21 protein-coding genes are annotated in these 22468 nt (G+C 69.8%); 3 read left to right on the top strand and 18 right to left on the bottom strand.

The window, feature by feature from the left end:
- Positions 1–3 precede the first annotated feature (3 nt).
- Together ASF45_RS12830 and ASF45_RS12825 are read left to right on the top strand one after the other, a co-directional pair.
- Entirely contained in the window at positions 4–822 is an 819-nt protein-coding gene (locus ASF45_RS12830; protein WP_235580897.1) for a GntR family transcriptional regulator, read from the top strand.
- A gap of 290 nt (positions 823–1112) precedes the next feature.
- The gene (locus tag ASF45_RS12825) at positions 1113–1868 is read left to right on the top strand and encodes a GntR family transcriptional regulator (protein ID WP_235580896.1); all 756 of its coding nucleotides are present in this window, start codon (positions 1113–1115) and stop codon (positions 1866–1868) included.
- 405 nt (positions 1869–2273) lie between these two features.
- On the opposite strand, the gene ASF45_RS12820 is transcribed toward ASF45_RS12825, so the two are convergent.
- Together ASF45_RS12820 and ASF45_RS35240 are read right to left on the bottom strand one after the other, a co-directional pair.
- Positions 2274–2906, bottom strand: coding sequence for a DedA family protein (locus ASF45_RS12820; RefSeq protein ID WP_082550982.1), 633 nt, complete (start codon positions 2904–2906; stop codon positions 2274–2276).
- A 55-nt stretch (positions 2907–2961) separates the two neighbouring features.
- A complete protein-coding gene (locus ASF45_RS35240) occupies positions 2962–3105 on the bottom strand; it encodes a hypothetical protein (protein WP_156472978.1) in 144 nt (47 codons plus the stop codon).
- Between the two features lie 190 nt (positions 3106–3295).
- On the opposite strand from ASF45_RS35240, the gene putA reads away from it, so the two are divergent.
- Positions 3296–7102, top strand: coding sequence for a trifunctional transcriptional regulator/proline dehydrogenase/L-glutamate gamma-semialdehyde dehydrogenase (gene putA, locus ASF45_RS12815; RefSeq protein WP_056662485.1), 3807 nt, complete (start codon positions 3296–3298; stop codon positions 7100–7102).
- A 25-nt stretch (positions 7103–7127) separates the two neighbouring features.
- Here putA and argE read toward each other — a convergent pair whose 3' ends face one another.
- From argE to ASF45_RS12735, 16 genes are all read right to left on the bottom strand, one after another.
- Positions 7128–8243, bottom strand: coding sequence for an acetylornithine deacetylase (gene argE / locus ASF45_RS12810; RefSeq protein ID WP_056662481.1), 1116 nt, complete (start codon positions 8241–8243; stop codon positions 7128–7130).
- A 5-nt stretch (positions 8244–8248) separates the two neighbouring features.
- Positions 8249–9196: a DMT family transporter gene (locus tag ASF45_RS12805; protein WP_056662478.1), complete on the bottom strand. Its 948-nt coding sequence runs from the start codon at positions 9194–9196 to the stop codon at positions 8249–8251.
- A complete protein-coding gene (locus tag ASF45_RS12800; protein WP_056662475.1) occupies positions 9196–9915 on the bottom strand; it encodes an alanyl-tRNA editing protein in 720 nt (239 codons plus the stop codon). The genes ASF45_RS12805 and ASF45_RS12800 overlap by 1 nt, the downstream gene beginning before the upstream one ends.
- Before the next feature lie 77 nt (positions 9916–9992).
- Entirely contained in the window at positions 9993–10826 is an 834-nt protein-coding gene (locus ASF45_RS12795; protein ID WP_056662472.1) for an AraC family transcriptional regulator, read from the bottom strand.
- A 51-nt stretch (positions 10827–10877) separates the two neighbouring features.
- Complete coding sequence (locus ASF45_RS12790; protein WP_056662470.1) at positions 10878–11582, bottom strand: ABC transporter ATP-binding protein; 705 nt, start codon at positions 11580–11582, stop codon at positions 10878–10880.
- Positions 11569–12348, bottom strand: a complete 780-nt coding sequence (locus ASF45_RS12785; RefSeq protein WP_056662468.1) for an ABC transporter ATP-binding protein — start codon at positions 12346–12348, stop codon at positions 11569–11571. Before ASF45_RS12785 ends, ASF45_RS12790 begins: the two co-directional genes overlap by 14 nt.
- Positions 12345–13385 carry a branched-chain amino acid ABC transporter permease gene (locus tag ASF45_RS12780; RefSeq protein WP_056662465.1) on the bottom strand — a complete coding sequence of 347 codons (1041 nt, stop codon included), beginning with the start codon at positions 13383–13385 and terminating at the stop codon, positions 12345–12347. The genes ASF45_RS12785 and ASF45_RS12780 overlap by 4 nt, the downstream gene beginning before the upstream one ends.
- The gene (locus ASF45_RS12775; RefSeq protein ID WP_056662462.1) at positions 13382–14254 is read right to left on the bottom strand and encodes a branched-chain amino acid ABC transporter permease; all 873 of its coding nucleotides are present in this window, start codon (positions 14252–14254) and stop codon (positions 13382–13384) included. The genes ASF45_RS12780 and ASF45_RS12775 overlap by 4 nt, the downstream gene beginning before the upstream one ends.
- Before the next feature lie 21 nt (positions 14255–14275).
- Complete coding sequence (locus ASF45_RS12770) at positions 14276–15433, bottom strand: ABC transporter substrate-binding protein (protein ID WP_056662459.1); 1158 nt, start codon at positions 15431–15433, stop codon at positions 14276–14278.
- Positions 15434–15475: 42 nt separating this feature from the next.
- Positions 15476–16138, bottom strand: coding sequence for an SRPBCC family protein (locus ASF45_RS12765; protein WP_056662456.1), 663 nt, complete (start codon positions 16136–16138; stop codon positions 15476–15478).
- Positions 16128–16673, bottom strand: a complete 546-nt coding sequence (locus tag ASF45_RS12760) for a (2Fe-2S)-binding protein (protein ID WP_082550981.1) — start codon at positions 16671–16673, stop codon at positions 16128–16130. The genes ASF45_RS12765 and ASF45_RS12760 overlap by 11 nt, the downstream gene beginning before the upstream one ends.
- On the bottom strand, positions 16670–17488 hold the full coding sequence (locus ASF45_RS12755; protein WP_056662453.1) for a xanthine dehydrogenase family protein subunit M: 819 nt from the start codon (positions 17486–17488) through the stop codon (positions 16670–16672). Before ASF45_RS12755 ends, ASF45_RS12760 begins: the two co-directional genes overlap by 4 nt.
- A complete protein-coding gene (locus ASF45_RS12750; protein ID WP_056662451.1) occupies positions 17485–19869 on the bottom strand; it encodes a xanthine dehydrogenase family protein molybdopterin-binding subunit in 2385 nt (794 codons plus the stop codon). Before ASF45_RS12750 ends, ASF45_RS12755 begins: the two co-directional genes overlap by 4 nt.
- Before the next feature lie 22 nt (positions 19870–19891).
- Positions 19892–20860, bottom strand: a complete 969-nt coding sequence (locus tag ASF45_RS12745; RefSeq protein ID WP_056662447.1) for an isopenicillin N synthase family oxygenase — start codon at positions 20858–20860, stop codon at positions 19892–19894.
- 7 nt (positions 20861–20867) lie between these two features.
- On the bottom strand, positions 20868–21623 hold the full coding sequence (locus ASF45_RS12740) for an SDR family NAD(P)-dependent oxidoreductase (RefSeq protein WP_056662444.1): 756 nt from the start codon (positions 21621–21623) through the stop codon (positions 20868–20870).
- 230 nt (positions 21624–21853) lie between these two features.
- Entirely contained in the window at positions 21854–22363 is a 510-nt protein-coding gene (locus ASF45_RS12735) for a MarR family winged helix-turn-helix transcriptional regulator (RefSeq protein ID WP_056662442.1), read from the bottom strand.
- Between the last annotated feature and the right edge of the window lie 105 nt (positions 22364–22468).

Below are 22468 nucleotides of genomic sequence, written 5' to 3'. Positions count from 1 at the left end.
CCCATGCGCTCTGAACAACCGGTGCCCAAACCTCCCGGCATGACCACTGCGCTGCAACGGTCGCCCGGCACCGCCTTGCATCGCCAGCTTTACATCGTCCTGCGCGACCAAATCGTGCGCGGCAGCTTCCACGTCGATGCCGCCATCCCCAAGGAAGCAGACCTGGAGCGGATGTTCGGCGTGTCGCGCATCACGGTGCGGCGCGCAGTGGCGGACCTTGAATCACATGGATTGGTGCGCAAGGTGCCTGGCAAAGGCACGTTCGTGCTGGCGCGCAAGGATGGCAGCAGACGTGAGGCCACCCTCCCGCTTCTCGAAGCTCTCACGCGACAGGCGAAGGACACGACAGTACAGGTGCTGCTCGTGGAGACCGTGCCGGCCCCGGGAGACATCGCGCTGCTGCTGGAATTGGAGCCGAACGGCCTGGCCCACCACGTCGTGCGCTTGCGTAGCGCCGGCAAGACGCCATTGATGGTGACGGAAGCATGGGTGCAGGCCAAGTGGGCCGCCGACATCACGCCTGACAGCCTGCTGAAGAAGGCCTTATTCGAGATCATCATCAGCAAGGGCGTGGAGTTCGGCAAGGTGGTGCAGGAGTTCTCTGCCATCGCTGCCGCGCCGCAGCACGCACGCCTGCTCAAGACGGACGTGGGAACCCCGCTGATCCAGGTCACCAGGCTGTTCTACGACCTTGAGGACCGCCCGGCGTACCATCTGACCACCGTGGTCACGCCTGAGCGCACGCGACTGCTGATGGAGATTCCAGCCTCCGCGATCAATACGCTTTCTGCCGGGAGCTACCAGCACACCGTGCTGGTGTGAATCTTGGTCATCCGGACTGACCGCAGCGATACAACATCCAAAGGATCTCGCGGTCGTCATCGGAAGTGGCAAGCATCTCTTCGTGCTCTCCAGAGACCGCCGACGGGCGAAGTCCGCACTGTCTGATTGTCTGAGAAGAGAGCTGCCAGCTGGTCACTTCGGATGCATCCAGAGCCTGTCACAGCGCGGGCAAAATGGGCCATGACGGCATGGCGTGCCCGCTCCGCCTCCCGGGAACTTCAATGGACATTGCGAACACATCTCACCTGCGCAGAACTCCCGGTACAGCCTTGCACCGCCAACTCTTCGTGGTGTTGCGCGATCAGATCGCACAGGGCGTATACCCGTTGGGCAGCCTCATACCTGCCGAGGACGCGCTCTGCGCCCAGTTTGACGTTTCGCGCATCACAGTGCGACGCGCTGTGGCGGACCTGGAGCAACTTGGCCTTGTAGAGAAGCTCCCAGGCCGCGGTACCTTTGTACGTGCAGCGCCACGCGCCGCACGCCAGCAGGCCAGCTTCGGCCTGCTCGCTTCGCTGGGAAAGCAGGCGCGCGAGACCGAAGTGACGGTACTGAAGGTACAGACCATGTCAGCACCGGCCATGGTGGCGCAGCAGCTTCAGCTCCCCGAAGGTGAAGCGGCGGTGCATGCTGTACGTCTACGCTCGATCCGGGGCGTGCCGATGATGGTGACGGACGCCTGGGTGCCCCATTCAATCGGTCGTAATGTCACTGAGAACGCCTTGAGGAAGCAGGCCCTGTTCGAGATCTTAATGGCCGAGGGCGTGAAGTTCGGCCGTGTGATTCAGGAAACGACCGCGGTAGCCGCAGACCCTGTCATGGCCGGACTGCTGAAGGTTGAGATGGGCGCACCGTTGGTGCGCATCGTTCGGCTCATGCACGACCGGCGCAAGCAGCCAGTGCAGTACATCACGATCACCTTTACGGGTGAGCGCAGCCGTATCCTGATGGATTTGAACGCCGAGGCTGTCAACACGACCGGGGCCGGACAGATCGTGCATGACACGGACGACCATCTGGCATAAGTGTTATGGACCACGGCGTCCACATGCTGCTCAGCTCGCTGCAGAACGTCTGCATTTGAGCGACGAAATCAGGCCGGCGAGTGGCTGCTGAGGGCCCAAAGCAGCCGCCCACGGGCGTCAGCTTTTTTGCACTTTTAATGTCGCAGCAGGCAGAAGTTTTCATTAAATGTGGCAGCAGAACCAACGCCAGTGAAACAGAGGATGAAAAAGGTGTTTGAAATCAACGGCCCGTTTTTCACTTTCCTTGTCATCTGAGAAGGCGGCCTGCGCCTGTGGTCCGCTGCACCCCACCGTGACCGCGATCAACCCACTCAAAGGCGTCTGACCTGTCGGCCCGGGCCGGCTCCTGGCCGAAGACGGGCCGGCCGCCCTTGCGGCTTGAAAGCGCGCGGGTGTGCCGCCGTGTCAGGCCGCGCCGACGCCCTCGACGTCTTGATCGCCGTGCCGGTGCCACCAGCGCCAGGCGCCAAAGCCTGCGAGGCCCAGCGCCGCCAGGGCGGCCAGTGCCATGCCGGCAGCGGCCAGCCCGTCCAGCAGCGTGCCGAGCTGGCGGCTGAACACCGCGCCCAGCGCCAGGTACAGCGCCGACCACAGCGCGCTGGCCAGCGTGTCGTTGCGCAGGAAGCGGCGCGGGGACATGCCCAGCGCACCGGCCATGGGCGCGGCGACCACCGACACGCCCGGCACGAACTTGGCGGCCAGCAGCGCGCCGCCGCCGTGGCGCGCCATCAAGGATTCGCTGCCGACCACGCAGGAGTCGGGCGACAGCGAGAAGCGGCACAGCAGGCCCATGATGCGGTGGCCGTAACGCCGGCCCGCCAGGTACCAGATGCCGTCGCCCAGCACGTTGGCGACGATGGCCACGGCCAGCGCCGGCAGCCACAGGGCCAGCAGGCCGCCCGGCGAGGCCGCAGCAACGCCGCCGGCCACGACCAGCAGCGGCGCGGCCGGCAATGGCAGCCCGGCCCGCGCCGCCAGCGTGACGGCGAAGACGAGCGCCAGCCCGTACTCGACCATCAGTGACGACAAGGCTTGCATGGGCTGGAACTCCGTGGGCTGAAGAAGAAAGAGAAGGGGAAGAGGAAAAACGGCCTCAGGCGACCGGGTCGCCGATCACGCAGGCGCACTGCAGCGGCGGGTGCGAGGGCGAAGACGGGACGGACGGCTGGCTGCCGGCCCAGGCAATGTTGGCGGCGGCACCGAGGAGAGCGATCGTGAGGACGAGGGTGTTTTTCATGATGGGAGGACTGTAGGCCGGCAGGCCCTGCAGATAAATCCCATGCCGAGCAACGCGCTGTTTCCAAAACAGCAAACAAGCGGCTGCCCATCGGGGTCTACCCGGATGCCCTGGCACGGCGCTTGCAATATGGTTGCACCCTCTTTTAGAAAAGGTGCAACCCGCGTTCGGACGCGCATGCAGGCGAAAGATGAGTTTGACGACATTGGGCATCAAGGTGGACGAGCTGTTCCGCTCCCGGCTGAAAGCTGCGGCAGAGGCTGTGGGGCGCAGCCCGCACTGGTTCATCAAGCAGGCCGTGCTGAGCGCGATCGAAAAGGTCGAAGGCGGTTTCGTGCCCGGCCGGTTGGTCGGCGCAGGCGAACTGGGCACCGCCATGGACGGGCTCGCGCACCTCGAAGGTGCAACCGAATTGTTCAACGGATCCACGATGGCGCAACCTTTTCTGGTGTTCGCCCAAGGGGTTGCACCGCAGTCGGTGCGCCGCGCGGCCATCACCGCCGCCTACCGCCGCCCCGAACCCGAATGCCTGCCCTTGCTGATCGGCCAGGCCCGGCAATCGGCCGCGGCCACCGCCAAGGCCGAGGCGCTGGCGCGCAAGCTCGTGACCGCGCTGCGGGCGCGCGGCACGGGCGGTGGCGTGGAAGGCCTGCTGCAGGAGTTCTCGCTGTCCAGCCAGGAGGGCGTGGCGCTGATGTGCATGGCCGAGGCGCTGCTGCGCATCCCCGACCGGGCCACGCGCGATGCGCTGATCCGCGACAAGATCAGCCAGGGCGACTGGCAGTCGCACGTGGGCCACTCGCCCTCGCTGTTCGTCAACGCCGCCACCTGGGGCCTGCTGCTGACCGGCAAGCTGGTGTCCACCAGCAGCGAGAAGTCGCTGTCCTCGGCGCTGTCGCGGCTGATCGGCAAGGGCGGCGAGCCGCTGATCCGCAAAGGCGTGGACACCGCCATGCGCGTGATGGGCGAGCAGTTCGTGACCGGCGAATCGATCTCCTCGGCGCTGGCCAACGCCCGCAAGCACGAGGCCAAGGGCTTTCGCTACTCCTACGACATGCTGGGCGAGGCCGCCACCACGGCCGAGGACGCCGCGCGCTACCTGGGGCTGTACGAGCAGGCCATCCACGCCATTGGCCGCGCCAGCGCAGGCCGCGGCATCTACGAGGGCCCCGGCATCTCGATCAAGCTGTCGGCGCTGCACCCGCGCTACGCGCGCGCCCAGCACGAGCGCGTGATGGGCGAGCTGCTGCCGCGCGTGCGCGAACTGGCCCTGCTGGCGCGCCGCTACGACATCGGCCTGAACATCGATGCCGAGGAGGCCGACCGGCTGGAGCTCTCGCTGGACCTGCTCGAGGCCCTGTGCTTCGACCCCGAGCTGCAGGGCTGGGACGGCATCGGCTTCGTGGTGCAGGCCTACCAGAAGCGCTGCCCCTTCGTGATCGACCACCTGGTCGAGCTGGCCCAGCGCAGCGGCCGGCGCCTGATGGTGCGGCTGGTCAAGGGCGCCTACTGGGACAGCGAGATCAAGCGCGCCCAGGTCGACGGGCTGGAGGACTACCCGGTCTTCACGCGCAAGCTGCACACCGACATCTCCTACCTGGCCTGCGCGCGCAAGCTGCTGGCCCAGCCCCAGGCCATCTACCCGCAGTTCGCCACCCACAACGCCTACACGCTGGCCGCCATCTACCAAATGGCCGGCAACAACTACTACCCCGGCCAGTACGAGTTCCAGTGCCTGCACGGCATGGGCGAGCCGCTCTACGAGGAGGTGGTGGGCGCCGTGGCCGACGGCAAGCTGGCGCGGCCCTGCCGCATCTATGCGCCGGTCGGCACGCACGAGACGCTGCTGGCCTACCTGGTGCGCCGCCTGCTGGAAAACGGTGCCAACACCTCCTTCGTGAACCAGATCGCCGACCCGCGCGTGCCCGTGGACACGCTGGTCGCCGACCCGGTGGCCGCGGCGGAGCGCGCCCAGCCGCTGGGCGCGCCGCACGAGCGCATCCCGCTGCCGCGCGACCTGTTCCCGGACCGCGCCAACTCCGCCGGGCTGGACCTGTCCAACGAGCAGCGCCTGGCCTCGCTGGCCACCGCACTGCTGGGCAGCACCGGCCGGGTCTGGCAGGCCGGCCCCACGGACGCCCCGTGGGAGGCCGGGCGCGCCCAAGCCGTGCGCAACCCGGCCGACCGGCGCGACGTGGTGGGCCAGGTGCTCGAAGCCACCGAGGCCCAGGTCGACGCCGCGCTCGCGGCGGCCCAGGATGCCGCGCCGATCTGGCAGTCCACCCCGCCGGCCGAACGCGCGCGCTGCCTGGAGCGGGCCGCCGATGCGCTGGAGGCGCAGATGCAGCAGCTGCTGGGCCTGATCGTGCGCGAGGCCGGCAAGACCCTGCCCAATGCCATTGCCGAGGTGCGCGAGGCGGTCGATTTCCTGCGCTACTACGCGGCCCAGGCCCGCGCCGAGCTGGCCGCCGGCACCGAGTTGCCGCTGGGCCCGGTGCTGTGCATCAGCCCGTGGAACTTCCCGCTGGCCATCTTCACGGGCCAGCTGGCCGCGGCGCTGGCGGCCGGCAACGTGGTGCTGGCCAAGCCGGCCGAGCAGACGCCGCTGGTCGCCGCCTGCGCGGTCGAGATCCTGCATGCCGCCGGTGTGCCGCACGGCGCGCTGCAGCTGCTGCCCGGCGCCGGCGAGACCGTGGGCGCACGCCTGGTGGCCGACCCGCGCGTGCGCGGCGTCATGTTCACGGGCTCCACCGAGGTGGCTCGCTTGATCGCGCGCCAGCTGGCCGAGCGCCTGGACGACCAGGGCCGCACCATCCCGCTGATCGCCGAGACCGGCGGCCAGAACGCCATGGTGGTCGATTCCTCGGCCCTGCCCGAGCAGGTGGTGCTGGACGTGCTGCAGTCGGCCTACGACTCGGCCGGCCAGCGCTGCTCGGCGCTGCGCCTGCTGTGCCTGCAGGAGGACGTGGCCGACCGCATGCTGGCCATGCTGCGCGGCGCGCTGCACGAACTAGCCGTGGGCAACCCGGACCGCCTGGAGACCGATGTGGGCCCCGTCATCGACGAGGCCGCGCGCGAGGCCATCGAGAAGCACGTGGCGGGCATGGCCGCGGCCGGCTGCCGCGTCGAGCGGCTGCCGCTGCCGGCCGCCTGCGCGCAGGGCAGCTTCGTGGCGCCGGCCCTGGTCGAGATCGACAGCCCAGCCCGGCTCGAGCGCGAGGTCTTCGGCCCCGTGCTGCATGTGTTGCGCTACCGGCGCGACGCTCTGCCCCAGCTCATCGACGCCATCAACGCCACGGGCTACGGCCTGACCTTCGGCCTGCACACGCGCATCGACGAGACCATCGCCCAGGTGACGGCGCGCATCCACGCCGGCAACGTGTACGTGAACCGCAACGTGGTCGGTGCCGTGGTCGGCGTGCAGCCCTTCGGCGGCGAAGGCCTGTCGGGCACCGGCCCCAAGGCCGGCGGCCCGCTCTACCTGCACCGCCTGCTGGCAACAGGCCCACGCCCGGCGCTGCGCCTGGGCGAGCCCACGCAGCTGCCCGGCCCCACCGGCGAGCGCAACCTGTACAGCCTGGCACCGCGCGGCACCGTGCTCTGCGTGGCCGCCACGGCGGCCGGCGCGCAGGCGCAGTGGGAGGCCGCGCGCGCCACCGGCAACCGCGTGCTGTGGACCGACACGCCGGCCGCGCGCGCGCAGCTGGTGGCGCTGCCCGAGGCCGAGCGCGCCCAGGCCCGCGTGCTGGCCGAGGACCAGGCCATCGCCGCCGATGTCCACGCCGCGCTCTTCGAGGGCGATCCCGACGCGCTGCGCGCGCTGAACCGCCAGCTGGCGCAGCGCGACGGCCCCATCCTGTCCGTGCAAGGCCTGGCCAGCGACGAGATCGCCAGCGGCCGCGGCCGCTACGCGCTGGAGCGCCTGGTGGTCGAACGCGCCGTCAGCACCAACACCGCAGCCGCCGGCGGCAATGCCTCGCTCATGACCATCGGCTGATGCCCCGCCCGGGCCCGCGCAGCGCTCACCCGGGCACCGCGGCAGCCGCAGCCCAGGCCCCGATGCCTGCCAGAAACCGGTCGGCGGCCCCGAGTTCGCTGGCCGCGATCCATTCGTCCGGCTGGTGCGCCTGCGCGATGGAGCCCGGACCGCACACCAGCGAAGGGATGCCGGCCTGCGCGAAGAAGCCGGCCTCGGTGCCGAACGCAAGCTCGCCGGGGGGCCACCGTGCGCCGCAGGTCCTGGCCATGGCCACCGCCGCCCCGTCGGCCTGCGCCGCGAGCGCGGGCACGCCGGCGATCTGTGCCATCTCGATGTCCACGCCCGGCGACAGCACCGCCAGCAGCCGGTCGACCTCGGCCTTCACCGCTGCGGCGCTGGCTTCGTCCGTTGGGCGGAACTCCCACAGCACTTCGCAGCACCCGGGCACGATGTTGATGGCCGATCCGCCACGGATGCAGCCCACGTTGACGGTGGTGCGATCGCCCCGCGTGGACAGCGCACGCCCGAACCTGGCCAACGCCGCGACCAGCCGTGTTGCCGGCTCGATGGCGCTGACCCCCGACGCGGGATCGCTGGAATGCGCGGAACGGCCCCGGAACGTGGTCCGATGGCCATAGAAGCCCCGATGGGCCAATCCGATGCGCATCTCGGTCGGCTCGCCGATGATGGCCAGGGCGGGTGACCGGGCGTGCGCCTGCAGGTCGGCGATCAGGCGCGGAACGCCGAGACAGCCGATCTCCTCGTCGTAGGAGAACGCCAGATGGATCGGGCGACGCAGGTCCAGTTGGCGCCAGTGCGGCACGGCGGCCAGGCATGCCGCGATGAACCCCTTCATGTCGGCCGTCCCGCGCCCGGTGAGCCGACCATCGCGCTCGACCAGCGCGAAGGGGTCCGAACCCCAGACCTGGTCGGCGACAGGGACCACGTCGGTATGCCCGGACAGGACCACGCCACCCGCCGCGTCCGGGCCGACCGTGGCGAACAGGTTGGCCTTGGCACCGTCGTCGCTGTGGATCAGCCGCACCTTCGCCCCGTGCCCGTCGAGGTGTGCGGCCATCCAATGGACGAGGTCCAGGTTGGACCGATGGGATGTGGTGTCGAAAGCGACCAGCGTGCGCAGGATTGCGACCGTGTCCATGGCCGTCAATGCCGGCGTGGCACCGGGGGCAGCGCGGGCGCGGATGCGCGGCCCGCGGGCTGGAACGTCGTGACGAAGAAGCCGAGCAGGATGAGCGCGAAGCCCACGGCATGAAACGGCCGCACGGGCTCTCCGAGCACGACGAAGGCCAGCAGCGCGGTGAACAGCGCCACGAGGTGGAACGAGACACCCGTCACCGTCGCGCCGAGCGTCGCGACGCAGCGGCCCCAGAGGATGAAGGCGAACAGCGATGCGAAGACGCCGATGTAGAGCACGGCGCCGACCGATGCCGGGTCCGTCGGGATGCGCGCACCGCGCGCCAGTTCCATGGCCCAGAACGGCGCCAGCACCAGCAGGCCCGCCGCCATGGTGGCCGCCAGGAACACCAGCGGGCTGATCCCGGCGGGCTTGCGCCGCAGCAGCACGGAGTAGACGGCGTAGTTGGCGACCGCCAGGAGCACCAGCCACTCGCCGCCGTCGAAGCGCAGCGCGGCGAGGCTGTCCATGTCGCCGCGCGCCGCGATCCAGGCGATGCCCACGAACGAGATGGCGATGCCGAGCAGCGCCTTCCAGGTGATGCGCTCGACGCCGAGCAGCACCGCCGCGAGCGGCACCATGAGCGGCAAGGTCGAATTGAGGAACGCGACGCTCGCAGCGGGCACGGTCTGCAGGGCGAGGTAGCCGAGTGCGTTGTAGCCGGCAATGCCGAAGGCCCCGCAGGCGAGAACCAGCGCCCAGTGCCTGGCCAGCAGTTCGCGTTCACGCAGGGCACGGCGCCAGACGAACGGCACCAGCACCACCAGCGCCACGATCCAGCGGCCGACCGCCAGGGAGACGGGCGGGAAGACGGGCCCGAGCGCGCGGCCCAGCACGAGGTTTCCGGCCCAGAAGACAGGCGGGAGCCACAGGAGCCAGACCGGGCGTGCCCACAGGGCGAGGAACGCGGCGCGCATCACAGGCCCTGCAGTCCGATGCGGACCCGACGGTTGGAACGCCCCTTGTTCTCGATCTTGAGGATCCGGACCGGACGCGAGGCCCCTGTCGACGCCAGATGCGTCCCCCCGCAGGCCTGACGGTCCAGGCCCGCGATCTCGACGATGCGGATCAGGCCTTGCGGCGACGGCGGCGGCGTCACCGAGCGGGAACGCAGCAGGCCCGGCTCGGCGTGGGCGGCGGTCATGGACAGGTAGCTCGTCTGGACAGCGAGGTCCTGGGCGACCACGTCGTTCAGTTCCGGCTCCAGGGCACGCAGGCGGTCGTTGTCTGCATCCGGCAGGTCAAAGTCGATGCGCGCCGTGCCGTCCTCGTTCATCTGCACGCCAGTGACCAGCGCACCGTCGAAGTCCCTGAACACCAGCGCGTTCAGGATGTGCAAGTCCGTGTGCAGTTCCCGCATGCGCTGGCGAAACGCCGGGTCGACCGCGCCCTGGACATTGCCGGCGATCTCGATGCCGCCGCCGACTTCGATCCAGAGCGCACCGCCTTGCTCGGAGAACCCCGTGACCGGGGCCTCTCCCCCCGCCCACCGGATGACACCCTTGTCCGCGAGCTGTCCGCCGCCGCCCGGATAGAAGGCGTGCCGGGACAGGAGGACGGCGCCGGGCCGGGTCCCGACGACCGTCGCATCCAGGGTCAGGATGTCAGGGTTGTCTTGGCAGAAGAGTCGCGTCATGGCATGCCTTGCTGGAGGGCCCCCAGCATGGCAGGACGGCTCGACTTGCTATTGGTCGGAATTGAAGGCGCGCGGCCTCAGCGCGGGCGCGCGTTGACGTATTGGAGCGGCGTCATGCCGAAGGTGCGCTTGAAGTGCTTGTTCAAGGCGCTTTGGTCGTAGAAGCCGCAGGCGAGTGCGGCCTCGACCACGCATTGGCCCGCCTGCAGCCGGCGCAGCGCGGCCCGCAGGCGCCACTGTGTCAGGTATGCATGTGGCGTCAGGCCGAACCTTCGCCTGAACGCGACGATCAACTGGAACGGCGTCAGCCCTGCTGCCCTGCCCATGTCCTCCAGCGTCAGACTGTCCGCATAGCGCTCATGCACCAGTTCCAGGGCCGGCGCCAACGCGGCTGCGTCCCCGGGGGCACCGGGAATGCGCCGCGCCGCCTGCCCATGCCTGCGCAGCAGGTCGCCGAAGGCGCGCACGAGCACCTCGCGCTGGAACACTGCATCGTGTGGTTCTGCGTCCAGCGCGCGGTGGAGCGCCAGGAACCGCGTGACGAGGTCCTGGTCGGGCACGACGTTGGACGTGAAGTAGCCGGGCCGGTCGGCGCCCAGCGTTCCCAGCAGGTCCTCGATGGCCGGCCGGGCCAGATAGAACGAGCGGTAGCGCCAGCGCGGGCTGCCGCCCATCCGCCCCGAATGCGGCTCCGAGGGGTTGAAGACGAGCAGGGCCCGGGGGTGGGCGATGTGCGTGCGGCCACGGCTCTTGAACTCCGAACCGCCGACTTCCGTCACCGCGACGACCAGAGAATCGTGCACATGGGGCGCGTAGTCGTGCGTCGTGAAATCGGCCTGCAGCAGGTCCATGGCCGGCACGCCGGGCGCATGCCAGTAGCGCGAGGTGTTGCGGGGATCCAGGCGCGCCACCGGCAGGTCCTTTCATCGCAGCAGGGTGCGCTGCAGCGCGGATGGTAGCGCTCACCCCCCCAGGTACGCCGCCCGCACGCCTTCGTCGGCCAGCATCTCGGCGCCGGTGCCCTGGCGCACGATGCGGCCGTTGGTCAGCAGGTAGGCGCGGTCGCACATCTGCAGCGCGGCATAGGCGTTCTGCTCGACCATGAGCACCGTCGTGCCCTCGCGCCGCACCTCCTGCACGAGCGCGAAGATCATCTCGACGAAGTTGGGCGCCAGGCCCAGCGAGGGCTCGTCGAACATCACCAGGCGCGGGCGCGACATCAGCGCGCGCGCGATGGCCAGCATCTGCTGCTCGCCGCCGGACAGCGTGCCGGCGGCCTGGCTGGCGCGCTCGCGCAGGCGCGGAAACTTGTCGAACAGGCGTTCCATGTCCTGGCGCATGCGCTGGCGGTCGCTGCGGCGGTAGCCGCCCATCTCCAGGTTCTCGCGCACGGTGAGCTGCGGGAACACGCGCCGGCCCTCGGGACAGTGCGCGATGCCGCGGTCGATGATCTGCGCCGGCATGGCACCGGAGATCCGGTAGTCGTCGAAATGGATGCTGCCGGTCGTGAGCGGTTCCAGCCCGCTGATGGCGCGCAGCGTGGTCGACTTGCCGGCGCCGTTGGCGCCGATCAGCACCACGAGTTCACCCTCGTGCACTTCCAGCGTGATGCGGTCCACTCCCAGGGTGGCGCCATAGCGCACGGAAACCTGTTCAAGCTTGAGCATGCTGCAGCCCCGATCCGAGATAGGCGCGAATGACTTCCGGGTCCTGCTGGATGGCCTTGGGGCCGCCCGTGGCGATGAGCTTGCCGTGGTTGAGCACGACGATGTGGTCGGAGATCGACATGACCATGTGCATGTCGTGCTCCACCAGCAGCACGGTGACGCCGCTGTCGCGGATGCGGCGCACCATCTCCTTGAAGGCGTCGGTCTCCGACGGGTTCAGGCCCGCGGCCGGCTCGTCCAGCAGCAGCACGCGCGGCTGCGCGGCCAGCGCCAGGCCCACACCCAGCAGGCGCTGCTCGCCGTACGACAGGCCGCTGGCCAGCTCGTCGGCGCGCGACTGCAGGCCCAGGAAGCCGAGCATTTCCTGGGCTTGGGCGCGCAGCTCTTCTTCCTCGCGGCGGAACCCCGTGCCGCGCAGCAGCGCCTGCAGCACGCCGCTGCGGCCGCGCAGGTGCAGGCCCGTGAGCAGGTTGTCGAACACCGTGCAGCCCGCGAACACGCTGGTGCGCTGGAAGCTGCGCACCAGGCCGCGCTGGGCGATGCGGTCGGGCGACAAGCCCGTCACGTCCTCGCCGAACAGGACCACGCGGCCCGCGGTCGGGCGCATGTAGCCCGAGATCGCGTTGAAGGTGGTGGTCTTGCCGGCACCGTTGGGGCCGATCAGGCTCACGATCTGCCCCGCTTCGACGGAGAAGCCGAGTTGGTCGACGGCGCGCAGGCCGGCGATCTGGATCGTGAGCCCTTCCAGGCGCAGGACTTCGCTCATGCGGCCTCCCCGGCCACGGCAGCGCGAGGTGCCGCAGGCTTGGCCTCGGGCCGCTTGCGGAACAGGGCGGACAGGGCCGGCACGATGCCGCGCGGCATGAACACCAGGATCACCACCATCAGCGCGCCGTACAGCATCCACTGCACCTCGGGCTTGAGCGTGCCACGCAACAGCTCGGGCAGGAGGCCGAACAGCAGCCCGCCGACCACCGGCCCGGCCAGCGTGCCCTTGCCGCCGACGATCACCATGATGACCATGGTGATCGTGAACATGAACATGAACACGTCGGGGTCGATGATGCGCACGGTGTGGGCGTAGAGCCCGCCCGCGGCGCCCGCGATGGCCGCGGCGCCGACCGCGGCGATGCGCAGGTAGTGCGTGACGGGCACGCCGATGGAGCGCGCCAGCGTCTCGTTCTCGCGCAGCGCCACCATGGCGCGGCCCGTGCGGCTGTGCACCAGGCCCGCGACGACCAGCCAGGCCAGCACGGCCACGGCCAGCACCAGCCAGTAGGTCTGGGCCTTGGTCACGAGCTCGACCACGCCGGCAGGCGTCCACAGCGTGAGCGGCGGGATGTTGTTGAGCGCCATCGGCCCTTCGGTCAGGTCGACCCAGTTGGTGGCCACCATGCGCATGACCTGCGCGAAGCTGATGGTCACGATCACGAAGTAGGCGCCGCGCACGCGGAAGGCCAGCTTGCCGACCAACCAGCCGAACAGGCCGGCCACGACGATGCCGGCGACGAACGCCACCCACACCGGCTTGGGCGCGACGACCAGCGGCGCGTCAAGACCGGGCAGCGCCACGTCGAAGCCCAGCGACAACAAGGCACTCGTGTACGCGCCGATGCCGAAGAAGGCCACGTGGCCCAAGCTCAGTTGGCCGGTGTAGCCCAGGAGCAGGTTCAGGCTGATGGCCGCAATGATGAAGATGCCGGCCGAGCCGACGACCGACAGCACATAGGGGTCGGGCCACCAGAACGGCAGGCCGGCGAGCACCAGCACGCTGGCGGCGAACAACAGGGTGGACGACTTCATCCCACGCGCTCCTTCATGACGAACAGACCCTGCGGCCGCAGCACCATCACGCACAGGATCACGAGAAAGCCGATCGCGTCGCGGTAGGCGGTGGAGATGTAGCCCGCGCCGAACTCCTCGATCAGCGCCAGCGCGAAGCCGCCCAGCGCAGCGCCGGCCAGGTTGCCGAGGCCGCCCAGGATCACGATGGCGAAGGCCTTCAGGCTGGCCAGGTCGCCCATGGTCGGGTTGACCACGAACACCGGCGCCAGCAGCGCGCCGGCCACGGCCGCCAGGCACGAGCCCAGCGCGAAGGTCAGCGTGTAGATGCGCGAGACGTTGACGCCGACGATCTTGGCGGCGTCCTTGTCCTGGAAGGTGGCGCGCATGGACAGGCCCAGGCGCGAACGCTCGATCAGCAGGTAGAAGGCCACCAGCAGCACCAGCGCCGTGCACAGCACGAACAACCGGATCGGCGAGACCGAGACCGCGCCGAACACGATGGGCTCCTGCGAGAACGGCGAGGGCACGGCCTTGGCCACGCCCCCCCAGGCCAGGAGCTCGGCGTTCTGCAGCACGATCATCACGCCGATCATGATCAGCATGACCTCGTCGATGGCCGCCAGGTTGCGCCGGCGCAGCAGCAGCCACTCGATGGCCGCGCCGGCCACCAGGCCGACCGCAGCGGCCATCAGCACCGAGCCGAAGTAGTTCAGGCCCAGCAGCGAGACGAAGCCGTAGGCCACGTAGGCACCCAGCGTGTACAGCTCGCCGTGTGCCATGTTGACCACCTTCATGATGCCGAAGATCAGCGTGAGGCCGATCCCGAGCAGCGCATAGGTGGCCCCCAGCACGAGGCCGTTGAGCAGGTGTTGGAAAAACTGGTCCACGGGGTGCCCTGTGCCTTCTTCTTACTTCACCGAGACCTGGCCATCCTTGAGTTCCACCACGTAGATGGCGGGCTCGTTCTGGCCGCTTTCCTTGCCGGTCGGGCCTTCCTTGACGAAAGCCACGTCGCCGTTCACGCCCTTGACCTTGACCTTCCACAGCGCATCGCGGATGGCGGTAGGTTCGGCCTTGCCCGCGATCTTGATGGCCTCGACGATGGTCAGGATGCCGTCGAAGCCGCGGAAGCCCTCGGTCTGGCCGGCGAAGTCGTACTTCTTGGCGTCCCAGGCGTCGGCGAACTCCTTGGCCACCTCGGGGTACTGCGCGCGCTTGACTTCCCAGGGTGCGAAGAACAGCAGGTGCTGGCTGGCGTAGCCCTTGGGGCCCGGGGTCTTGAGCAGCGGCTCGGGGAAGGAGCCGCCCGTGGTGATGATGCGCTGCGGCAGGCGCTGCTCGCCGGCCTGGCGGATCGCCAGCGTGAGCTGCTCGATGCCGGAGGTGACGATCACCGTGTCCGAGCCGGTGGCCTTGAGCGCGGCCAGCTGGGCCGACAGGTCGGTCGCGTCGGGCGCCATGGTCTCGGTGCGGCCCACGGCCACGCCCTTGGCCTCGAACATCTTCTTGAACTCCGCCGCGGCGCCCAGGCCCCAGTCGTTGTTGACCGACAGGAAATCGACCTTCTTGATCGCCGGCGCGAAGGAGTCGATCTTCTTGCCGAAGGCGCTGGCCTCCATGGCCGAGGTCGGGCTGATGCGGAAGATCCAGGGGTTGCCCGCTGTGGTGATCTTGCCCGACGAGGCGGTCTCCACCAGCATGGGCACGCCGTACTCCATGAGCTTGGGCATCACCGCGAGCGTGAAGGTGGAGCTCCAGGCCCCCATGATCACGGGCACCTTGTCCTTGAGGATCAGCTTTTCGGCCGAGTTGACGGCCTCGCGCGGGTTGGACTTGTTGTCCTCGACGACGAGCTCGATGGGCTTGCCGAGCACGCCGCCCTTCTTGTTGATGACCTCGGCCGCGATGCGCGCGCCGTTGGTCACGTAGGTGCCGGAGGCGGCGACGGGGCCGGTCAGCGGCTGGGAAACACCGATCTTGATGGTGTCCTGCGCGAGCGCGGGGACGGCGAGAGCGACGAGGCTGGCGGCAGCCAGCGCGCTGCGCAAGGTGATGGGCGAGGTCATGGCGATGCTTCCTTGGGGACGTTGGGGAATCGGGGATGGGTCTCAGCTGCGGCGCGCGAACAAACCGCGGAACCAGAGCTTGAGCAGGCTCCACAGGTCGATGGCGGCGTCCGGCGCGGACGCGGCAGCACGCGGCTTGCTGGCGGGAGCGGCGGGCAAGGCGCTGGGGAAGACCGTGGGCGCGCAGGCCACGGTGGCCGTGGCTGCAAGCGACTCCGCGGTCTGCGCCGGCTCGACGGATGCCCGCACGGCCTGCGGCAGCCGCGCCTGCAGGTTGTCGGCGAACTGCCGGGTCAACTGCTCGGCCAGCGCACGCACGATGCCCTCGCGGCTGAACTGCGCGAGCGCACCCGTGATCGAGAACTCCACCGCCAGCGCCACCCGCGTGCCGACAGCGTCCGGCAGCAGCGCGAAGCGGGCCTGGCCCTTCACACGGCTGTTGGTCTTGGCATCGACGGCGCCACCGGCGAAGCTGCCGCCCTGGCTGGCCTCGTCCAGCGCCAGTTGCCCCTGGCCTGCGAAGCCCGCGGCGATGGGACCGAGCTTGACCTTGAACAGCAGCGGGATCTCGGCGCCTTCCGCGATCTGGGCATCGGCCTGGATCGACGCGCCGGGCAGGCACTCGACCAGCAGGCGCACGTCGTGGAAGGCCTGCCAGACGCGTGCGGGTTCGGCGGCCAGGGTGAAGGATTGCTCAAGCTGCATGCGCCGTCTCCGGATGGGGGGTATGCTCGGGGTTCTGGATGCGTTCGCGCAGCACGCGCTGGATCGCCTGCACGATGCCCTGGTAGCCCGTGCAGCGGCACAGGTTGCCCGCCAGCTCCTCGCGGATGCGCGCCTCGTCGGCCTGCGGCAGGCGCAGCACGATGTCGCGCGCCGTCATCAGCATGCCGCTCGTGCAGTAGCCGCACTGCAGCGCGTGCTCGGCCGAGAAGGCGGCGCGCAGCTGGGCCATCACGGCGTCGTCGTCGAAGGCCTCCAGCGTGCGCACCTGCCGGCCGACAAAGCGCACGGCCGACTGCAGGCAGCTGCGCTGCGGTGCGCCGTCCACCTCGACCGTGCAGGCACCGCAGACGCCGTGCTCACAGCCCAGGTGGGTGGCGGTCAGGCCGCAGTGCTCGCGCAGCGCGTCGGCCAGGTGCGTGCGCGGCTCCAGTTCGACCTGGTGGGTGCGACCGTTGACGGTGAGCGCGATGCGCTCGGTGGCCACAGGCGGAAATTCGAGGCGGGGCGTGTTCATCGTGCGGTCTCCAGGTCGCGCAGGGCCAGCCGCAGCATCTCGGCCAGCATGGATTGGCGGGCGTCGTCCAGGCCCAGCGCCTGCTCTTCGAGCCAGCGCGCGCGTTCGGCGCCGGACGCCAGGCGCGCGAACAGGCCGGACTCCTCGACCACGCGCGGCGCGCCGTCCAGCGCCCCGAGCACCACGCGCTCGGTACCGTCCGCCGGGTCCAGCAGGCAGGCGGCCAACGCGTTGGCGAACTCGCCGGTCTTGCGGCAGAACTTGCGGTAGGCCCAGCGCGTGGCGTTTGATCGGCGCGGCACCTGCACGGCGGTCAGCAGCTCGCCTTCGCCCAGTGCGGTCTCGAAGGCCGAGACCACGAAATCGGCGGCCGGCACCTCGCGCGCGCCATCGGGGCCAGCCAGGAGGCAGGTGGCGCCCAGCAGCGGCATGGTGCTGACCCAGTCGGCCGCAGGATCGGCATGGCACAGGCTGCCGCCCAGCGTGCCGCGGTTGCGCACGGCGCGGTAGGCGATGCCGCGTGCCACGCAGGGCATGAGGCCACGCGTCGGGTCGGGCACCTTGCCGTCCTCGATCTGCGCGTGCGTGACCATGGCGCCGAAGCGCACGGCCTCGGGCGTCTCGTGCACGGCGCGCAACTCGTCCAGGGTGTCGAGGTCGAGCAAGGTCTCGGGCTGGGCCAGGCGCAGGTTCAGCATGGCGCCCAGCGACTGGCCGCCCGCGATGGGCTTGACGCCCCAGCCGCCGTCGGCCAGGCGCGCATTCAAGGCGGCCAGCGCCGTCGGGCGCTCCAGGGTGTACGCGGCGGCCTTCATGCGCGGGCTCCTGCAGCGGCCAGCGCGGCCAGCACGCGCTCGGGGCTGGCCGGACATTCGGTCAGTTCGGCGCCCAGCGCGAACAGCGCATCGTTGACGGCATTGACGATGGCGGCCGGCGGCGCGATGGCCCCGCCCTCGCCGATGCCCTTCTGGCCGAACATCGTGTGCGGGCTGGGCGTCTCCATGTGCAGCACCTTGAGCGGCGGCATCTCGCCGGCGCCAGGCAGCAGGTAGTCGGCCAGCGTGGAGGCCAGCGGCTGGCCTTCGGCATCGAACGGCATCTCCTCGTACAGCGCGGTCCCGATGCCCTGCGCCAGGCCGCCGATCAGCTGGCCTTCCACGATCAGCGGGTTCAGCAGCACGCCGCCGTCCTCGCAGATCGCGTAGTCGAGCAGGCGCACCTGGCCGGTGGCCGTGTCGACCTCGACCGCACAGGCGTGGCAGGCGTAGCTGAAGGTGCCGGTGTCGGGCTGGGTCTTGTAGCCCACGACGATCTCCAGGCCGCCGGGGTCGATGCCCGGCGGGATCTTCTGCGGCGCGCGGTACCAGGTGCGGGCGATCTCCGCCAGCGTCAGCGCACCGGCGCCGTCGGCCGTGCGGAAGCTGCCGCCCTCCAGGCGCAGCGTGTCGGCCGGCGCTTCCAGCAGCACCGCGGCCATGGCACGCATGCGTTCGCCCAGCGCCTTGGCCGCCGTGCCGACCGCGCCGCCGGACATCACGGCGCAGCGCGAGCCCCAGGTGCCCGTGGAGTACGGCGACTGCGCCGTGTCGCCATGCACCAGCCGCACCTGCGCGACCGGGATGCCCAGCACGGTGTGCGCCACCTGCGCCATCGAGGTCTCCATGCCCTGGCCGTGCGAATGCGCGCCCAGGCGCAGCTCCAGCACGCCGTCGGGGGTGAAGCGTGCCGCGCACTGCTCGTAGCCCGGCACCATGGGAATGCCCCAGCCGTGGTAGACCGAGGTGCCGTGCGCGCCCTGCTCGCAGAACACCGCCAGGCCCAGGCCGATGCGGCGTGTCGGGCGGCCGCCGGCCGTGGCATGGGCGGCGCGCTGGCGCGCGCGCCAGGCGTCCCAGTCGAGGGCGGCCACGGCCCGGTCCATGGCCTGCTGGTAGTCGCCCGAATCGAACAGCTTGTTCGTGATGTTGGTGTACGGCATGGCGCTGGCTGGCACCAGGCTCTTGGCGCGCAGTGCGTGCGGCTCGATGCCGAGATCGCGCGCGGCAGCGTCCAGCATGAGTTCCAGCGCGAAACACACGCCCGTGCGCGCCACGCCGCGGTACGGCAGGATGGGCGGCTTGTTGGTGGCGGCCGAACGTGTGCGGCAGCGGAACCAGTCCATCCGGTAGGGGCCGGGCAGGATGGAGCCGACCTGCGCGGCCTCCAGGCAGGCGCTGAACGGGTAGGACGAGTAGGCGCCCGAATCCACCACCGCATCGCATTCGATGCCGACCAGGCGGCCGTCGGCCTCCACCGTGACGGCGATGTCGTAGGCGTGCTCGCGGCAGTTGGCGTTGGCGCTGAGCTGCTCGCGCCGGTCTTCCAGCCAGCGCACCGGCCTGCCCAGGTGGCGTGCCAGCCAGGCGCAGCAGATCTCCTCGGGCAGCAGGATGCCCTTGTAGCCGAAGCCGCCACCGACATCGGGCGAGACCACGCGCACCTGGCCCTGGTCCAGGCCCAGGCATTCCGCCAGGCCCGTGCGGTTGATGTGCGGCAGCTGGGCGGCCGAGTACATGACGAGCTGGTCCATGCGGTGGTCCCACCAGCACAGCACGGCCCGGCCTTCGAGCGGCGCCATGCACTGGCGCGCCGTGCGCAGCTGGCGGCGCACCGTGCGTGCAGGAGCATCGCTCTGCGCGACCTGGCGGTCCACATGGGTCTCGGCGAACACGTTGTCCGCCCACTCGTCATGCAGCCGCGTGGACGCGGCCATGGCAGCGTGCATGTCGGCCAGCACCGGCAGCTCGGCGTAGTCGACCTCGACCTGGGCGGCGATGTCCTCGGCCCGTGCACGCGTGGGCGCCACGCAGGCCGCGACCAGTTCGCCGACGTGCCGCACCTTGTCCTGCGCCAGCGGCCACTGCACCGAGCGCTTGAAGCCCGGCAGCGCCGAGGCCGCCAGGATGGGCTGCACACCCGCCAGGTCGGCCATGGTGTAGACCATGTTCTCCAGCCCGGCCGGCTTGGCGATGCCGTTGATGCGTGCATGCGCCAGCGGTGCGCGCACGAAGGCCACGTCCAGCATGTCGGGCATGCGGATGTCGCCGACGTACTGGCCGCGGCCCAACAGCAGGCGCTGGTCTTCCTTGCGCTGCACGCGCTGGCCGATGCCCTGGCCTGTCGGCTGCAGCAGATGGGGCGAGGTGGGTGCGTTCATCGTGGTGTGTGGGGTGGTGCGGTCAGACGCGGGTCTGCCGGTACTTCTCGGTGCGGTAGTCGCCCGAACGCACCGGCGGGTACTTGGCTTCGCCAGGCGGTGCGATGCACTCGACCAGCGCGTCGTAGTTCGGGTGGTGGAAGAAGGCGATCGAGATGCGCTGCGCGGCCGGCCCCGCCTCGGCCGGCGGGTTCACGACGCGGTGCACGTTGGAAACCCAGCGGTCGTTGGTCCAGCGCATCAGCAGGTCGCCGATGTTGACGACGAAGGTGTCGGGCGCGGTCTCCACAGGCAGCCACACGCCCTGGCGCGTGCAGACCTGCAGGCCACCGGCGGTGTTCTCGCCGTTCAGGATGGTCAAGAGGCCGTAGTCGGTGTGGGCACCGGCGCGCAGCTGGCCGGGCACTGGCGGCACCAGCTGCTCCGGGTAGAAGTTGATGCGCATCGCCGTGATGTGGCGGTCGATCTTGTCGTCGAAGAAGTCTTCGGGGATGCCCAGCGCCAGCGCGACCAGCGCCATCATCTCGCCCGTGAGCCGCTCCATGTGCGCGTAGTAGGCGGCGGCCGCTTCGGCGAAGCCGGTGGGCGCGGCCGGCCAGCGGTTGGGGATGAAGTAGCGGCGGCCCTCCTCGCCCGTGAAATAGGGGTCATCGGGCCACTGCTCGCGGCCGAAGTGGTAGTACTCCTTGAGGTCGCCGGGCGCTTCCCCCGCGTTGCCACGCGACAGCGCATCGAAGCCCAGGGCACGGTAGCCGCGCGGCACGGCCGGGTCCGCCGGAGCGGCCTCGCACTTGCTCGCCAGCGGCAGGTTGAAGAAGTGCTTGGCATGGCCTCGCAAGGCGTCGATGGTCTGCAGCGGCACGCCGTGGCCGCGGATGGTGAAGAAGCCGATGTCGGTGCAGGCCGCTTCCATGGCGCGGGCCGCGCGCAGGCGCTCGTCGGCACGTCCGTGCAGCGCGGCGGACAGGTCGATGACGGGGATCGAGGACATGGCCGGCTCAGTGGAAGTAGGCGCCGCCGTCGACGACGAGCGTCTGGCCGGTGATGAAGGCCGAGGGTGCGTCGGCGAAGAACTCGATGGCGCCGACCACGTCGTCCGGCAGCATGTCGCGCGCCAGCACGCGGCCGCGCAGCGAGGGGCCCTTGACGCCCTCGACCAGCACGGGGTTGGCCAGCGCGCCGTCGCTGAGCGTGAAGCCCGGCGCCACGCTGTTGACCAGCACCTTGTGCACGCCGAGTTCGGTGGCGAGTGCCCGCGTGAGCGAGATCACGGCTCCCTTGCTGGCCACGTAGTGCGCCATGCCGGGGTTGCCCTTGAACGCCACGCCCGAGGAGATGTTGACGATGCGCCCGCCGCCCGCGCGCTGGAACGCCGGCAGCACGGCCTGGCAGGTGAGGAACACGCCCACCACGTTGACGCTCAGCACCTGCTGCCAGTCCTGCACCGTGAGCTGCTCGAAGGGCTTGGGCGTCAGCGAGGAATAGATGCCGGCGTTGTTGACCAGCACGTCGATGCGGCCGTACCGTGCCTCGGCCTCAGCTGCCATGGCCGCGACCTGCTCGGGGCTGGACACGTCGACCGCGACACCCAGGGCGTCGATGCCCTGCCCGCGCAACCGCTCGGCCGCGGCTTGGGCGCCGCTGCGGTCGGCCACCACCACCTTGGCGCCACGTGCGCCGAAGCGTTGTGCGACAGCGTAGCCGATGCCCTGTGCCGCGCCCGTGACAATCGCCACCGCCTGTTCCAGACCCATGTTCACCGTGCTCCTGTGTGTTGCACGGCGACAGAGCAACTGCCATGCCACTAGCGCACGGTCACGCGGCAGTCACTGATCCAGATCATTGAAACAGAAAGAGTTTTTTTCTTTCCAACTACGTGGTGCACCACATATATGGAAAGCGGAACCACATCGCAGGTGCACCGATGTGGCGCGCCGCAGCCGCCTTCAAACCAAAACGGGGCACACCCCCGAACCGGACCCGGTCAGCGCAGCTTCCAGGGCACCACGCTGGCGTCGTTGTGCGACTCGACCAGCTGGATCAGCTGCAGCATGAAGCGCTCACGCTCGCTCTCGGGCAGGTAGGCAACGGTGCGGTCGTGCGCGCGCTGGGCCGCGCCGTCCATGCGCTTGGCCAGCGCGCGGCCCTTGCGCGCGATGCGCACCAGCTTCACGCGCCGGTCGGACTCGGATTGGCGCCGCTCGACCAGGCCGCGCGCCTCCAGCCGTGGCAGCACCTCGGCCACGCTCGTGCGCTCCAGGCCGACCTCGTAGGCCAGCGTGTTCTGGTCCATCTCGCCGTGCTCGGCCAGCACGGTGAGCAGGCTGTACTGCACCGGCGTGACGTTGTACTGCTGGGTTTCCTCGGTGAACAGCCAGGTGTGGATCTGGTGCAGCCGTCGGATCAGGAAGCCGGGCCGGGCGAACAGCGCGGAGCGCTCGCAATAGTGGTCCAGCTGGGCCCGGACCGGCAAGGGATCGTTTTCTTCCGTCATGCGCAAAGTCTAGCTGCGCCCTGCCCCACAGGCTGCACCAAATCGGCGCTTCCGGGTTGGCACAAATTGTGCGGTACACCACCTATCAGTTCTCACACCGCACAG

Origin of the sequence: Pseudorhodoferax sp. Leaf265, assembly GCF_001422365.1 — a bacterium.
In the GTDB taxonomy this organism is placed as follows: domain Bacteria; phylum Pseudomonadota; class Gammaproteobacteria; order Burkholderiales; family Burkholderiaceae_C; genus Pseudorhodoferax.
Note: the sequence above shows the minus strand (reverse complement) of the source record. Positions and strands in the feature narration are given on the sequence as shown.

Coding starts and splice junctions, on each gene's coding strand:
- ASF45_RS12735 (WP_056662442.1), bottom strand. CDS start 22,363: ATGACGGAAGAAAACGATCCCTTGCCGGTCCGGGCCCAGCTGGACCAC.
- ASF45_RS12760 (WP_082550981.1), bottom strand. CDS start 16,673: ATGAACACGCCCCGCCTCGAATTTCCGCCTGTGGCCACCGAGCGCATC.
- ASF45_RS12745 (WP_056662447.1), bottom strand. CDS start 20,860: ATGTCCTCGATCCCCGTCATCGACCTGTCCGCCGCGCTGCACGGACGT.
- putA (WP_056662485.1), top strand. CDS start 3,296: ATGAGTTTGACGACATTGGGCATCAAGGTGGACGAGCTGTTCCGCTCC.
- ASF45_RS12750 (WP_056662451.1), bottom strand. CDS start 19,869: ATGAACGCACCCACCTCGCCCCATCTGCTGCAGCCGACAGGCCAGGGC.
- ASF45_RS12785 (WP_056662468.1), bottom strand. CDS start 12,348: ATGAGCGAAGTCCTGCGCCTGGAAGGGCTCACGATCCAGATCGCCGGC.
- ASF45_RS12805 (WP_056662478.1), bottom strand. CDS start 9,196: ATGCGCGCCGCGTTCCTCGCCCTGTGGGCACGCCCGGTCTGGCTCCTG.
- ASF45_RS12755 (WP_056662453.1), bottom strand. CDS start 17,488: ATGAAGGCCGCCGCGTACACCCTGGAGCGCCCGACGGCGCTGGCCGCC.
- ASF45_RS12780 (WP_056662465.1), bottom strand. CDS start 13,385: ATGAAGTCGTCCACCCTGTTGTTCGCCGCCAGCGTGCTGGTGCTCGCC.
- ASF45_RS12765 (WP_056662456.1), bottom strand. CDS start 16,138: ATGCAGCTTGAGCAATCCTTCACCCTGGCCGCCGAACCCGCACGCGTC.
- ASF45_RS12740 (WP_056662444.1), bottom strand. CDS start 21,623: ATGGGTCTGGAACAGGCGGTGGCGATTGTCACGGGCGCGGCACAGGGC.
- ASF45_RS12790 (WP_056662470.1), bottom strand. CDS start 11,582: ATGCTCAAGCTTGAACAGGTTTCCGTGCGCTATGGCGCCACCCTGGGA.
- ASF45_RS12800 (WP_056662475.1), bottom strand. CDS start 9,915: ATGACGCGACTCTTCTGCCAAGACAACCCTGACATCCTGACCCTGGAT.
- ASF45_RS12820 (WP_082550982.1), bottom strand. CDS start 2,906: ATGCAAGCCTTGTCGTCACTGATGGTCGAGTACGGGCTGGCGCTCGTC.
- ASF45_RS12770 (WP_056662459.1), bottom strand. CDS start 15,433: ATGACCTCGCCCATCACCTTGCGCAGCGCGCTGGCTGCCGCCAGCCTC.
- argE (WP_056662481.1), bottom strand. CDS start 8,243: ATGGACACGGTCGCAATCCTGCGCACGCTGGTCGCTTTCGACACCACA.
- ASF45_RS12830 (WP_235580897.1), top strand. CDS start 4: ATGCGCTCTGAACAACCGGTGCCCAAACCTCCCGGCATGACCACTGCG.
- ASF45_RS35240 (WP_156472978.1), bottom strand. CDS start 3,105: ATGAAAAACACCCTCGTCCTCACGATCGCTCTCCTCGGTGCCGCCGCC.